Origin of the sequence: Bacillus toyonensis BCT-7112 (assembly GCF_000496285.1) — a bacterium.
Lineage (GTDB): Bacteria > Bacillota > Bacilli > Bacillales > Bacillaceae_G > Bacillus_A > Bacillus_A toyonensis.
Window position 1 is genome coordinate 4302156 of sequence record NC_022781.1, and the last position, 13236, is coordinate 4315391.

General features: G+C 35.3%; 12 protein-coding genes, 1 pseudogene and 3 other annotated features (1 of these 16 cut by a window edge). Of the genes and pseudogenes, 9 read left to right on the forward strand and 4 right to left on the reverse strand.

The features are described from left to right. Positions 1 to 5 precede the first annotated feature (5 nt). The 3 genes from cysK (at position 6) to BTOYO_RS22095 (ending at position 2431) form a co-directional block, all read left to right on the forward strand. Complete coding sequence (gene cysK, locus BTOYO_RS22085) at positions 6 to 923, forward strand: cysteine synthase A (protein WP_000762271.1); 918 nt, start codon at positions 6 to 8, stop codon at positions 921 to 923. A 77-nt stretch (positions 924 to 1000) separates the two neighbouring features. Next, on the forward strand, positions 1001 to 1513 hold the full coding sequence (locus BTOYO_RS22090) for a GNAT family N-acetyltransferase (protein ID WP_000771310.1): 513 nt from the start codon (positions 1001 to 1003) through the stop codon (positions 1511 to 1513). 93 nt (positions 1514 to 1606) lie between these two features. Further along, positions 1607 to 2431 carry a DUF4037 domain-containing protein gene (locus BTOYO_RS22095; RefSeq protein ID WP_000524270.1) on the forward strand — a complete coding sequence of 275 codons (825 nt, stop codon included), beginning with the start codon at positions 1607 to 1609 and terminating at the stop codon, positions 2429 to 2431. A gap of 39 nt (positions 2432 to 2470) precedes the next feature. On the opposite strand, the gene BTOYO_RS22100 is transcribed toward BTOYO_RS22095, so the two are convergent. Continuing rightward, positions 2471 to 4105, reverse strand: a complete 1635-nt coding sequence (locus BTOYO_RS22100) for a putative polysaccharide biosynthesis protein (protein WP_000107898.1) — start codon at positions 4103 to 4105, stop codon at positions 2471 to 2473. A 366-nt stretch (positions 4106 to 4471) separates the two neighbouring features. Further along, positions 4472 to 4694: a binding site (T-box leader), on the forward strand. Between the two features lie 298 nt (positions 4695 to 4992). Between BTOYO_RS22100 and BTOYO_RS22105 the strand changes: the two genes are divergently transcribed. After that, a complete protein-coding gene (locus BTOYO_RS22105) occupies positions 4993 to 6330 on the forward strand; it encodes a sodium-dependent transporter (RefSeq protein WP_001088192.1) in 1338 nt (445 codons plus the stop codon). Between the two features lie 143 nt (positions 6331 to 6473). Here BTOYO_RS22105 and BTOYO_RS22110 read toward each other — a convergent pair whose 3' ends face one another. Beyond that, positions 6474 to 7178 (reverse strand): polysaccharide deacetylase family protein, encoded by a 705-nt coding sequence (locus BTOYO_RS22110; protein WP_000726868.1) that lies wholly within the window; start codon positions 7176 to 7178, stop codon positions 6474 to 6476. Positions 7179 to 7504: 326 nt separating this feature from the next. On the opposite strand from BTOYO_RS22110, the gene BTOYO_RS22115 reads away from it, so the two are divergent. The 5 genes and pseudogenes from BTOYO_RS22115 to BTOYO_RS26930 all read left to right on the forward strand — a co-directional run bounded on the left by BTOYO_RS22115 (position 7505) and on the right by BTOYO_RS26930 (position 10916). Further along, complete coding sequence (locus BTOYO_RS22115) at positions 7505 to 7768, forward strand: CD3324 family protein (RefSeq protein WP_000878303.1); 264 nt, start codon at positions 7505 to 7507, stop codon at positions 7766 to 7768. A gap of 161 nt (positions 7769 to 7929) precedes the next feature. Beyond that, on the forward strand, positions 7930 to 8616 hold the full coding sequence (locus BTOYO_RS22120) for a DUF421 domain-containing protein (RefSeq protein WP_001015539.1): 687 nt from the start codon (positions 7930 to 7932) through the stop codon (positions 8614 to 8616). A gap of 110 nt (positions 8617 to 8726) precedes the next feature. Then, positions 8727 to 9368: a FusB/FusC family EF-G-binding protein gene (locus BTOYO_RS22125; RefSeq protein WP_000387067.1), complete on the forward strand. Its 642-nt coding sequence runs from the start codon at positions 8727 to 8729 to the stop codon at positions 9366 to 9368. 164 nt (positions 9369 to 9532) lie between these two features. Next, complete coding sequence (locus tag BTOYO_RS22130) at positions 9533 to 10429, forward strand: RCC1 domain-containing protein (protein ID WP_001106793.1); 897 nt, start codon at positions 9533 to 9535, stop codon at positions 10427 to 10429. Positions 10430 to 10722: 293 nt separating this feature from the next. Then, positions 10723 to 10916: pseudogene (locus BTOYO_RS26930) on the forward strand (hypothetical protein). A 167-nt stretch (positions 10917 to 11083) separates the two neighbouring features. On the opposite strand, the gene msrA reads toward BTOYO_RS26930, so the two are convergent. Together msrA and BTOYO_RS22140 are read right to left on the reverse strand one after the other, a co-directional pair. Then, positions 11084 to 11620 (reverse strand): peptide-methionine (S)-S-oxide reductase MsrA, encoded by a 537-nt coding sequence (gene msrA, locus BTOYO_RS22135; RefSeq protein ID WP_001291857.1) that lies wholly within the window; start codon positions 11618 to 11620, stop codon positions 11084 to 11086. 90 nt (positions 11621 to 11710) lie between these two features. Continuing rightward, on the reverse strand, positions 11711 to 12469 hold the full coding sequence (locus tag BTOYO_RS22140; RefSeq protein ID WP_000911813.1) for an SDR family oxidoreductase: 759 nt from the start codon (positions 12467 to 12469) through the stop codon (positions 11711 to 11713). Between the two features lie 258 nt (positions 12470 to 12727). Further along, positions 12728 to 12973, forward strand: a binding site (T-box leader). A 68-nt stretch (positions 12974 to 13041) separates the two neighbouring features. After that, positions 13042 to 13236, forward strand: a binding site (T-box leader); it runs 45 nt beyond the window's last position.

Consider the following 13236-nt stretch of genomic DNA (forward strand, 5'->3'; position numbering starts at 1 on the left):
GTACTATGAAATTATGTGAAAACGTAACAGAATTAATAGGAGATACACCTGTCGTCCGATTATCTAAATTTATTCCGGAAGACGCAGCGGATGTGTATGTGAAACTAGAAATGTTTAACCCATCACGTAGTGTGAAAGACCGTGCTGCTTATAATTTACTTCATGTTGCAGAAGAAAATGGTCTCATTAAACCAGGGGATACAATTATTGAACCGACAAGTGGGAATACAGGAATTGGTTTAGCGATGAACGCAGCTGCTAAAGGGTATAAAGCGATTTTAATTATGCCAGACAATATGTCAAAAGAGCGTATTAATTTATTGAAAGCATACGGGGCAGAAGTAGTTTTAACACCAGCAGAACAAAGAATGCCAGGAGCAATTGCGAAGGCGTTAGAACTGCAAAAACAAATACCGAATAGTTTTATCCCGCAACAATTTGAAAATCCAGCTAATCCGAATATTCACCGTTATACGACTGCACTTGAAATTTACGAACAAATGGATGGAGAGCTTGATGCTTTTGTTGCAACGGCAGGAACAGGCGGAACGATTACAGGGACTGGTGAAACGTTAAAAGAGAAATTACCAAACTTATATATTGCAGTAGTGGAACCGAAAGGATCTCCCGTTTTATCAGGTGGTGTACCAGGTCCTCATAAACTAGTAGGAACAAGTCCAGGATTTATTCCGAAAAACTTAAATACAGAAGTGTATAACGAAATTATTCAAATTGCAGACGAAGAGGCTTTAACGACAATGAGAAACTTAGCTAGACAAGAAGGCTTATTAGTAGGGCCGTCTTCAGGAGCTTCTGTGTACGCAGCAATTATGATAGCGAAGCGCCTAGGCGCTGGTAAAAAAGTTTTATGTATTGCACCTGATACTGGTGAACGTTATTTGAGTATGGGGTTATTTGAATAAAAATGATAGAAACCCCTTAATGGTGAAATAGAGCTATTAAGGGGTTTGTTTTAGGGGATTAAGAGGGGGAAAGCACGATGAAACTATTAAAACCAACGCATAAATATAGTGAACAAATTATAGAGTATCGGGAGGCTTTTTTACATGCAGGAGAACAACCACACGGTAGTAGCTCTTTACAAAATTTTGATTCCCTAGCTGAATGGTTTGAAAAAGTGAGTATACAAGAAGTAGGAGAAAACTTACAAGCGAATCGAGTGCCATCTAGTCAGTTTTTAAGTTTTGAAAAAGGGGAACTTATAGGTTTTGTGAATATTAGACATAGATTAAATCCAGAATTATTACGGGAAAGCGGTCATATTGGATATAGTGTCCATCCGAATAAACGTCGCCACGGTTACGCTACGAAACAACTAAAGCTTGCATTAACTGAAGCGCAAAAATTAGGATTGCAGAAAGTATTAATAACTTGCGATAAATCCAATATCGGTTCTGCTAAAACGATTCAAAAGGTTGGCGGTGTGTTAGAAAATGAGGTAGTTTCTTCTCGTACTGGTAAAGTTGTTCAGCGTTATTGGGTAGAAATTTGATTAAGTGTGAATTTGAAAAGGTAATATAATATGCAATATCGAAATAGATAAATGAAGAGTAAGGGGAGTGCTGCAGTTTTAGGGGGGAATGAAATGGGATTAAGAGAGAAAGCGATAGAAATGTCGGAGATTTATAGAAAAAACCCGAAAATCGAAGCTATTATTTTAGCAGGTTCAGTAGCTAGAAAATTAGAGGATGAACATTCAGATATTGAATTACATATTTTATGGTCGGAACCACCAGAGGATGAGGATCGTAAAGAGCCTATTAATCATATTGGTGGAAAAATTTTATCATATTATCCTTACGAGGAAGAAGAATGGTCGGAGACGTATTTGACGAAAGAAGGAATTAAACTAGAGATTAGTAATTTTTTAACAGTGACCGTAGAAAAAATTATTTCAGAAGTTGTAGAGCGGTATGATATCAATTATGAGAAACAATGTATTGTATCATCCATTCATGATGGTGTGAGTTTGTATGGAGAAGTGAAAGTACATACTCTAAAAGATAGAGTTGAAGCGTATCCAGAAGAATTGGCGCAAAAAATGATTGCAGAAAACCTTTGGTTAAGCAATCGTTGGCATAATCGAGAGGCTCTTTTAAAACGAAAAGATTGGCTTATGCTATATGATGTTATTTGTGAAGTTCAAAGAAATATATTTGGAGTCTTATTTGGTCTGAACCGCATGTACGTGCATCATCCTGCATTTAAATGGATGCCATATAATGTGGAACGAATGGGGATTAAGCCTGAAAATTTATATGAGCGTATGGCGAATATTTTAATAGGACATCCAGAGAATAGTGTGAAAGAGTTAGAATTGTTAATGGGAGAGGTATTACATTTAGTAAAACAATATACTCCAGAATTAAATATTGCGGAGCAACAAAAACGCATTCAATATGCAAAGTAAAAACAAAAGATGTAACAACGAGTTACATCTTTTGTTTTTTTATTTTACTAATTTTCCTAGTACAGGTAAACGTTGAATACGATTACCAAGAATATGTGAAGCGAGTCCACTCGTTAATACGAATAAAAGGTAAACAAGCCCTCCTGCCGCACCACATATAAATACAATGAGCAGTGATTCGATATAAGATTGGCCAGGAATAATCCAGCTTATAATTGCTTTTAATGCAATTACAACAGCAGACATTGCTGCGGAGTATATCGTAATAAGAAATACTGTTTTCACCGTTTCACCAATTTTAAATTTCGCAAACTTAATGATGCAATACAACATAATAATATTCGAAACGAGGTATCCGAGAATTGTTCCAAGTACAGCACCGTGTCCACCGAATAAGTGTAAAAGTGGTATGTTTACTACAATCTTCACAAGAATACCGATTGAGAATGCAATCATTGTTTTTCTTTGATAATCAATGCCTTGTAATATAGCTGCAGAAACTGTGAAAATCGCACCTAATATAGCAGAAGGTGCAAATGAAATTAAATATTGTGATCCATCAAGTGCAATTTTAGGATCTACATAAATCATTCGAAATGCATCGTAAGCGATGCTAGCAAGACCAAATGCAGCTGGGATAGTGAAGAATAACAATACTTGGAATATCTTTGAAATTTGTTCTTGTAATTCTTCTAGTTTTCCGCTTGTAAATGATTTCGTTATAGCCGGAATAATTGTTAATGAGAATCCAGTTGCAAGTGAAGCCGGAATCATAATTAACTTTTGTGCATAGTTCGTTATATAAGCGAAAACTGCATTCGCGGTTTCTAAAGGCTCTCCCATCGCTCTAAGGACATCAGCTACGGTATATTGATCTACTAACGTATAGAGTGGAATTGCAATACCCACAAATACAATTGGGATTGCATATCGAAGTAATTCCATATAAATATTTCGTAATGGAATATCGGATGCCCTTGACTTTAATTCACCTTCAGGAGGCTTTAATCCGTTATACTTTTTCCAGTACAGCATTAAAATAGAGACGCTGGCAAGTGCCCCGATAACAGCACCGAATGTAGCAACAGCAACAGAAGAGGCTACGGAACCTCCTAATATTTTGGAAACGATGAAGCTACCAACTAAAATGAAAACAACGCGTGCGATTTGTTCTACGACTTGAGAAACAGCACTTGGTTTCATATGTTGAAAACCTTGGAAATAGCCGCGTGTAACACTCATAGCCGGTACGATAATAAGTGCGAAACTTAATGCCCGCATTGTAAGTGTTACGTCAGCGATAAATTGTGGATTTGGCGTTTTAGAGCGAATAATAAATTGTGATATGTAAGGCGCTCCAATAAATAAAATTAAAAATCCTAAAAAGCCCATAAATAGCATTAATTTTATGCTCGAGCTATACAATTTTTTACTTGTACTATAATCACCGAGTGCATTATGTTTTGCAACAAATTTGGAGACGGCAATAGGAATACCGGCAGTTGAAAAGCTTAATAAAATACCATACCAAGTATATGCATATCCGTATAAAGCGACCCCTTGTGTTCCAACTAATAATTGAAAAGGGAAGAAGTATATAAAACCTAAAATACGTGAAATCATTGTTGCACCGCTTAGTAAAGCAGTACCTTTTAAAACTTTTGAAGTAGACAAAATTTGTTCCTCCTACTCATGTTGCCTTGCATGTATCTCGCTCTTTGAGGGCAGTAAGACTCCTACCTCAAAATGAGGCTGGAGAAAGAAGTTAAGTGGAAGCCCTGCTACTACGAGTAAACGCAAAATTGGTGAAACTTTAATCAGTGGGGCATCCTCCGCTGATTAAAGTTTCACTTTACCGTATACTACTATAAACCTGTTAGAGAAGTTAATACAGTATAAACCATATAAGTTCAAATACTATTCATACAAAAGTCATATTTCAAATTTTTAAATAGAATATAAGACATAAAAACTTAAAATATAAGTTGACACTATTTTTAATGTGTGATAAAAATGATAGTAATCAATTCGGAAAATAATATTTGGGCAATGAAAGGGTATAGTAATGAAAATCTCCCTATTTCAGAGAGCTGATGGTTGGTGTGAATCAGTATATAGATTATTCATGAAGTTCGTCCTGGAGCATCTTTCATAAATCTCACATTATGAGGAAATGGAAGACGGTAGTTTATACCGTTATCAAATAAAGTGGTGAAGATTTTTTCACAACTAGGGTGGTACCGCGATATTTATCGTCCCTACGTATTTACGTAGGGACGTTTTTTATTTAGGTCCTAACTTTGCTGTGGCTTCATAACTAGGGTGGTACCGCGATATTTTATCGTCCCTACGTATTTACGTAGGGACGTTTTTATTTAGGTCTTACTTTTGTTGTATCTTCATAACTAGGGTGGTACCGCGATATTTTTGTCGTCCCTACGTATTTACGTAGGGACGTTTTTTTATTAGGGAGGAAGTGAACGTATTAGAAAAAAGTATTGATAGAACAATATAAACACCAAATTATAAAACAGAAAAAGATAAAGAGAGGAGATTAACAGATGAATTCACAGCAATGGACATCGAAATTAGGTTTCGTATTAGCTGCAGCAGGTTCAGCAATTGGTCTTGGGGCGATTTGGAAATTCCCATATATGGCCGGCATCGGAGGAGGCGGCGCATTCTTCCTTATTTTCATCGGTTTCACATTATTAATTGGTTTACCGCTATTATTAGCCGAATTCGTTATTGGGAGAAGTACACAAAAAGAGGCCGTTGATGCGTATAGAGAAATCGCACCGAAAACGTTATGGCCGTGGTTAGGTAAATTAGGAATTGTAACATGTTTCATATTACTTTCTTTCTACAGTGTTGTAGGAGGATGGATTTTATTATATTTATGGAATGCAATTACAGGTAGACTATGGGAAGGAAATGGGGCGTACGAAGCTACGTTCGGTGAAATCATTTCCAATCCGTATTTAGCAGTCGGATCACAACTATTATTCATCCTTATTACTATTTTCATCGTAAGTAAAGGTGTACAAAATGGTGTTGAAAAAGTAAATAAATATTTCATGCCAGCACTATTCGTTTTATTCTTTGTCTTAATTGTTCGTGCACTTACATTAGACGGTGCTGGTGAAGGAGTTCGCTTCTTCTTACAACCTGATTTCTCAAACGTAACGTCAGAAATTATTTTATATGCGATGGGGCAATCGTTCTTCTCATTATCTGTCGGTGTAGCCGTTATGGTAACGTATAGCTCATACTTACCGAAAGAAGAAAGTTTACCGCGTTCAGCATTTTCTATTGTAGCTTTAACGCTCGTTATTACATTACTTGCAGGACTTGCGATATTCCCGGTTGTATTCGCATTTGGAATGGAACCATCTCAAGGACCAGGATTATTGTTTATCGTATTGCCAGCTATTTTCAGTAAAATGGCGTTCGGAAAATTATTCTTCATCGTTTTCTTATTACTATTCTTCTTTGCTACTATTACATCAGCAATTTCGATGTTAGAAATTAGCGTTGCATCTTTAACTGCAAAAGGTAAAGGGAAACGTGAAAAAATGGCTTTAATCGTTGGATTATTAATCTTCGTTGTTGGAGTACCATCAGCATTATCATTTGGTATATTAAGTGATCTGAAGATTTTTGGAAAGACTATTTTTGATTTATCGGACTATGCAGTTAGTAACGTATTAATGCCGCTTGGTGTTCTATTAGTTTCTATCTTTGTTCCTTTAAAAATGAAGAAAGATGTATTAATGAAAGAGCTTGGTGTAAGTAAAAATAAAGGCTATAAACTATTCGTATTATGGTTATTCTTACTTCGCTATATCGCACCAATTGCGATTATTATCGTATTCCTAAATGTACTTGGAATTATTTAACAAAAAAGGTAGCGTATCGTTATATGATACGCTACCTTTTTTATCCTTTTATTTGCCGGGCAGTAAGACCCCCACCTCAAAACTCAGCGAAAGCGAAGAAGTTAAGTGGGGGATGGGCACCCCCCACTGATTAAAGTTTCACCTTATTTTGCTCTTTTTTGCAGTTCATTTACTGTGACGAATTGATATCCCTCTTTAGATAAAGAGTCTAAAATACCTTCAATGGTCTGTAAATTTTCATTAGATTTATCATACATAGGGTGTAATAAAATGATAGAACCTGGTTTTACATTTTTATTAACGTAGTCAATTTTATCAGCTGTAGATTTATAAAAAGTATCAGGCTCAAGATCCCACGTAATCGTTTCGATATTATTTTTATTTAAATAATAGGGTAGCCCAATTAATTTTTTTCCGTTAGGGGGTCTAAAATCAATTTCGTCTGTAAATCCTGTTTGCCGGATTAATGAATTCGTTTTTTCTATTTCATCTTTAATAAAAGAAGGTGTTTTGAAAACCATTCTATTATGAGAATATGTATGGTTTCCAAGTTGGTGCCCAGATTGCGTGATAGCTTCTCCTAATGATAGATTTTTCTCTAGTTCATTTCCAATTAAAAAGAAAGTAGCTTTAGCGTTGTATTTATCCAGTAAAGGTAATATTTGTTTTACATTGTTAGTAGGGCCATCATCAAAAGTTAAAGCGATTACTTTTTCATTTGTTTCTACGCGTTGTGTTAAATCTCCAAATAATTGAAAGTTTCTTGCGTTCATCAATTTGTATGTTCCGAATAATACTGTGATAATAAAGAATAGTGTAACGATTGTAATGATAATTTTTTTCTTCATAATGTAACCTCACAATGATTTTTGATTTGATTAAAAAGTATTATATCAAACTAAGTAATTTCGTGCTTTAAGAAGGGTGTGGATGCAAGGAGAGGAAATTTATCATATAATAAAATGCAAAAGGTATATTAGGAGGTGTTTATATGGCGATTATAATTCAATTGCCAGACACTGCAACGTCTCATGCAAAGCCAAGTATGGAAATGGCGATACTTTGCGTGAGGTAGACAAGTAATATACAATCGCCTAAATGAGCTCGTATCATTTTTTATATTTGGCTTTGCACCTTATTGAAATGAACCATAAAAAATAAGGGGCGAGCAGAAATGAAATACGTAAAGGCTGCGGCAGTTTTACCAGAAAGTTTAATTGCTGAAATTCAAAAGTATATACAAGGTGAAACAATTTACATTCCAAAACAAGAAACGAAACATTATAAATGGGGTACACGATCTGGAGGAAGAAAACAATTAGATGAAAGAAATAACGCGATTAAAGCAGCATTTAAAAGCGGAATTGCTATTCATCAACTTGCAGAAGAATATTTTCTTTCTGGGGAAACGATTAAAAAGATTGTGTATTCTAAATAAGAGGAAAAGAGTCTGATTCATATATTACTTTGAATCAGACTCTTTTTGTTTTATATGTATTGGATATATGAGGTGTGAACGGGCATGATAATAGAAAAAATGTGCCGTTTTTTTTATTAAATGGTATACAGAGCACTTGAAAAGTAGAAAGGTGAACATATATGAATCATATTGGACAAATAACGATAGAGCTTTTAGTTGGTTTTTTTGTTCTATTAATTGCTACAAAAATATTAGGGAAAACACAAATATCTCAGCTAACGCCCTTTGATTTTATTTCTGCAATCGTCCTAGGTGAGCTCGTTGGAAATTCAATATATGATCCTAAAATTAAAGTATGGTCTATTTTGTATTCAGTATTTGTTTGGGTAATTTTAATTTATACTATAGAAGTGATAACACAAAAAATAAGGGGAACAAGAAGGTTTTTTGAAGGATATCCTTCAATTATTATTCGTAATGGAAAGATTGATCGTGAACAATTAAGCGTAAATCATTTGGATATAAACCAATTACAACAAATGCTTAGGCAACAAAAAGATATATTTTCAATTCGAGAAGTTGAGTATATGATATTGGAACCTAACGGAAACATAAGTGTATTGAAAAAAAGTAAATATGAATCTCCTACTATAAATGATTTAAGTTTAAAACATAAGCCTGTATACTTACCGATTTCATTAATTAGTGATGGGAAAGTAGTTAAGGATAATTTGAGGGAAGCAGGTTTTGATGAAGGATGGCTTTATAAACAAATAAAGCAAAAAGGAATTACTAAATTTGAAGACGTATTATATGCAGAATGGAAAACAGACGATGGTTTCTTTTGTCAGGAAATGCAGCGATAGAGAATAGGCGATGTATGTAATGTTTGTTTCTAAGTTATCTTTTACATATCAAAAAACTGAATCATTGTATACAATAAGACTAGATCAACAATTTGTATGGAGTGATAAAGATGGAAGCTTTTATTAGAAGTGATCAATATAATTTTATAAAATCACAAGCTTATATTTTAGCAAATGGGCACGCAACGGCAAATGATAGAGGTGTAATTCAAGCATTAAAATCACTTGCGATTGAAAAAATAATACATGTATTTGAGAATTTAACGGATGAACAGAAAGAGTTAATCGATACGGTATTAACAGTTCAAAATAGAGAAGATGCAGAATCGTTTTTAATGAAAATAAATCCGTATGTCATTCCGTTTCAGGAAGTTACAGCGCAAACATTAAAAAAATTATTTCCTAAGGCGAAAAAGTTAAAACTTCCTGATATGGAAGAACTGGATATGAAAGAATTATCCTATTTAAGCTGGATTGATAAAGGATCCAGTAGGAAATTTATTATAGCGAAAAATGATAAAAATAAGTTTGTTGGTCTGCAAGGAACTTTTCAAAGTTTAAATAAAAAAAGCATTTGTTCATTATGTCATGGGCATGAAGAAGTAGGAATGTTTTTAGTGGAAATTAAAGGTGATGTACCAGGAACTTTCGTTAAAAAGGGAAACTATATTTGCAAAGACGGTGTAGCTTGTAATCAGAATATGAAGTCACTTGATAAATTGAATGATTTTATTGAACGATTGAAGAAATAAAGAAGGAACCTCTAGTATTTAAACTGGAGGTTTTTATTTTTTGAAGAAGTAATAATAGGCTTCTTTTGTAGCTGTAAATTTATAAAAAAAGTCGGGTCATTTATAATGAAATTAGATAAAAATATCTATTTGGATACAGTTGCTTATATGCAAGGAGGAAAAACATGAATTACATTTCACCGAAAGAAGAAATGTTAAAAGCGAAACGGTGGCCTAAAGATACGATAGCGGCAGGTCGTGGTCATACCGTTGCTCTTAAATTGGATGGCACGGTAGTAGCAGTGGGGCGAAATAAAGAAGGAGAATGCAATGTAAGCAGCTGGTGTGATATTGAAGCAGTCGCAGCGGGTAATGTTCATATGGCGACGAACACGGGTAATGCACATACAATCGGTCTTGCATGTGACAGTACTGTGGTAGCTGTGGGTTGGAATAAGCATGACCAATGTAATGTACACGATTGGCATAATATTGTCTCGGTTGCGGCGGGATGGCGTCGTACTATTGGCCTTAAATTGGATGGTACGGTAGTGGCGGTGGGCCGAAATAAAGAAGGAGAATGCAATGTAAGTGGCTGGCGAGATATTGTGGCGGTTGCGGCGGGTGACTGGCATACAGTCGGTCTTAAATTGGACGGTACAGTGACGGCAGTGGGGAATAATCGATATGGCCAATGCAATATAAGCAGCTGGCGAGGTATTGTATCGGTCACAGCGGGTTATCTTCATACTGTTGGTCTTAAACGAGACGGAACGGTGACGGCAGTGGGGAATGGTAAACATAACCAGTGTGACGTGAGTGGTTGGAGGGGTATTGTAGCAATAGCAGCTGGTACGAATCATACAATCGGTCTTAAATCAGACGGAACGGTGGCGGCAGTAGGTTGGAATGAGTATGGCCAATGTAATGTAAGTGATTGGCGAGATATTGTAGCAATAGCGGCTGGTTGTGCACATACGGTCGGACTTAAATCAGACGGAACGGTGGTAGCGGTAGGTAATAATGAATTTGGCCAATGCGATGTAGGTAGCTGGAGCGGTATTCTCCTGCCGGGTAATTAGTTTTTTACGACTGGATGATTCAACCGTTTTATTCGTCTTAATATTTGTAGGGCAATCAAAATATTAAAATGCTAATAAATATCCAGTAATATTATTCTATTTCGGGAGTAAGTATGGAATAAGATATGTGGAATATAATAAACCTTAATTTTGTTGAATAAGATAAGAATCCTTTTCAAAATGGATTCTTATTTTTTTTCGTTAAATGAGGGTTTATATGACATTTTTGAACAAGTTTTATTTCACAGTTACAGTAGGAGACGTAGTTTAAAAGCATAAGAAGAGGTGAAGAAATGCTTAAAAGATTTTTGCTTTTTTTACCAAATCTTCTACTTGTATGTATCGTACTCTATATAACATATACAACTTCTTTAGTTTTGGACAGATGTTAGTAATTTCAATTGCAATCATTGGTACTCTTGTTATAAGAATTTGTACGGATGTATTTAAGTTCATCAAGTGGACAATTAAACAAAGGAAATCTTGAATATGTTTAATAACTATTAGGAGGAGATGAAATGACAAATAAAAAGAATAGAGTGAAAAACGAAATAATACTTTGGACATTAACAGCGATTGGTTTTGTAATTGTATGGTACCTGTTTCAAAGATAAAAATGCATCGTACTTGTAAAGAAAGCACGATGCATTTTTATTATTTTTTTTGCCAATTTTCTTTTATAAAGTCTGCACGGCCAGATTCTTTTTGCTCAGTAGCATATTTCTCTGGGTTCTTTTTATAGAAATGTTGGTGGTATTCCTCTGCTTCAAAAAAAGGTGCAGCCGGGCGAATTTCAGTTACGATTGGATCTTTAAACATTCCGCTTTCAGTAAGAGCTTGTTTTGATTTTTCAGTAAGCGCTTTTTGTGTTTCGTTATGATAAAAAATAGCGGTACGATAAGATGGACCACGGTCAAAAAATTGTCCGCCATCATCAGTTGGATCGATTTGTGGCCAATATAAGTCTAGTAATTTCTGATAAGGAAAAATAGAAGGATCGAATGTAATTTGAACAACTTCTAAATGTCCAGATGTTCCAGCTTTTACTTGTTCATATGTTGGATTTTCTATATGACCTCCTGCATAGCCAGAAAGCACTTTATGAATACCTGGAAGTTCATCAAATGGTTTTACCATGCACCAAAAGCAACCGCCTGCGAAGGTTGCGAGTTCGTATGTTTTTTCGGACATTGCTGTAATCCTCCTAAATGTATATGTTTTATATAGTATTATATAAATTGTTTTATTGCGCAATAAAAAAGATTTGAAAATATATGTTTTTTATAAACAAGATCCTCCGCTCACATCAATTAATTGTCCAGTAACCCAGCGGCTGTCTGGAGAAGCGAGAAATGCAGCAGTATCGGCAATGTCTTCTACTTCACCTAAGCGATTGAAAGCGGAAATAGTAGTAGCGTACTGCTTCATCATCGGGTCGCTCAAGAGTTCTGCATTCATATCTGTTTTAATAAATCCTGGAAGTATTGCATTCACCGTTATTCCTCGTGCTCCAAGCTGTTTTGCTAGCGTAAAAGTCATTGTATTAATAGCGCCTTTCGTCATACTGTATGCAACGAAATCAGGTAAAGAAATGCGGGTCGCAGCGGATGAAATATTAATAATTCGGCTATTGTCACGTAAACGTGGCAGTGCTTGTTGAATGATAAAGAATGGTGCTTTTGCATTTACTGAAACAATTCTATCAAAAAATTGTTCAGTTGTTTCTTCAATAAAAGCACCAGGACCAATGCCGGCATTGTTTATTAAAATATCAAATTGTGTTTCACCAGTGCGCTTTTGTAATTCAGTATCTAAAGCGTTATAAAGGTTTTCTACACCGTGTAAGGATTCTAAATTTGCGCCGATAGAAAAAGCTTGGCCACCATTTGATCGAATTTCATGAACAGTTTCTTCAGCGTCATCTTTTCGATTACCGTAATGAACAGCAACCAATGCACCGTCATTTGCTAAACGTTTAGCAATAGCACGTCCAATTCCTCGGCTTGCTCCTGTAACTAACGCTACTTTTCCTTTTAACATATTATTCTCATCTCCCCATAAATTTTATATGTTTGTCAGTAGTTTTTCTTTATGTAGTAATGCGAACATACTTAAGTAATATATGAGTATGTGTAAGAAGTTCATTCCGATTTTGTTTTGAGAAAAAATAAATAGATTTCTAGTAAATAGAATGAATTTTATTTTTTTCTAAAAAACATGTTGACAATGAAAAGAACCGCGTCCTATAATACGTGTAACAAATAAAAGTTAATTAAGAATTTTCTAACTTTATATGTTGTATATGCAAAGAAGAGGAAAGTAGATGATTATGATCGTTTCAGAGAGCTACTCCTAGGCTGTGAGAGTAGTAGCAATCGAATCATTGAAGATCACCTCGGAGCATCGCTTGCGAAAGGGAAACTGAGTAGAGGGCGGCGGCATCGTCTCCGGTAAAAGGACGGGGGTCTGATTGGACCTACAGAGCTTATATTTCGCGAGAAGTATAAGGAAGCTGAGTGGTAACGCGAAACTCTCGCCTCAGCAATCAAAGCTACTAAGTTGTAGTAGTTGATTGCTGAGGCGAGAGTTTTTCTTTTATAAAAATAGAATAAAAGAATGCGTGGAAGAGGAGAGTAAATGATATAGATTGTTTCAGAGAGCTGCCCCAAGGCTGTGAGGGTAGTAACAATCGAATCATTGAAAATCACCTCGGAGCACTACTTTTGAAAACTAGTAAAAAGTAGCGGAATTGTTTCCGATAGAAAAACAAAAGTCTAATTGGACTTGCAAAGCTTATATTTCGTGAG

Coding starts and splice junctions, on each gene's coding strand:
- cysK (WP_000762271.1), top strand. CDS start 6: ATGAAATTATGTGAAAACGTAACAGAATTAATAGGAGATACACCTGTC.
- BTOYO_RS22090 (WP_000771310.1), top strand. CDS start 1,001: ATGAAACTATTAAAACCAACGCATAAATATAGTGAACAAATTATAGAG.
- BTOYO_RS22095 (WP_000524270.1), top strand. CDS start 1,607: ATGGGATTAAGAGAGAAAGCGATAGAAATGTCGGAGATTTATAGAAAA.
- BTOYO_RS22105 (WP_001088192.1), top strand. CDS start 4,993: ATGAATTCACAGCAATGGACATCGAAATTAGGTTTCGTATTAGCTGCA.
- BTOYO_RS22110 (WP_000726868.1), bottom strand. CDS start 7,178: ATGAAGAAAAAAATTATCATTACAATCGTTACACTATTCTTTATTATC.
- BTOYO_RS22115 (WP_000878303.1), top strand. CDS start 7,505: ATGAAATACGTAAAGGCTGCGGCAGTTTTACCAGAAAGTTTAATTGCT.
- BTOYO_RS22120 (WP_001015539.1), top strand. CDS start 7,930: ATGAATCATATTGGACAAATAACGATAGAGCTTTTAGTTGGTTTTTTT.
- BTOYO_RS22125 (WP_000387067.1), top strand. CDS start 8,727: ATGGAAGCTTTTATTAGAAGTGATCAATATAATTTTATAAAATCACAA.
- BTOYO_RS22130 (WP_001106793.1), top strand. CDS start 9,533: ATGAATTACATTTCACCGAAAGAAGAAATGTTAAAAGCGAAACGGTGG.
- msrA (WP_001291857.1), bottom strand. CDS start 11,620: ATGTCCGAAAAAACATACGAACTCGCAACCTTCGCAGGCGGTTGCTTT.
- BTOYO_RS22140 (WP_000911813.1), bottom strand. CDS start 12,469: ATGTTAAAAGGAAAAGTAGCGTTAGTTACAGGAGCAAGCCGAGGAATT.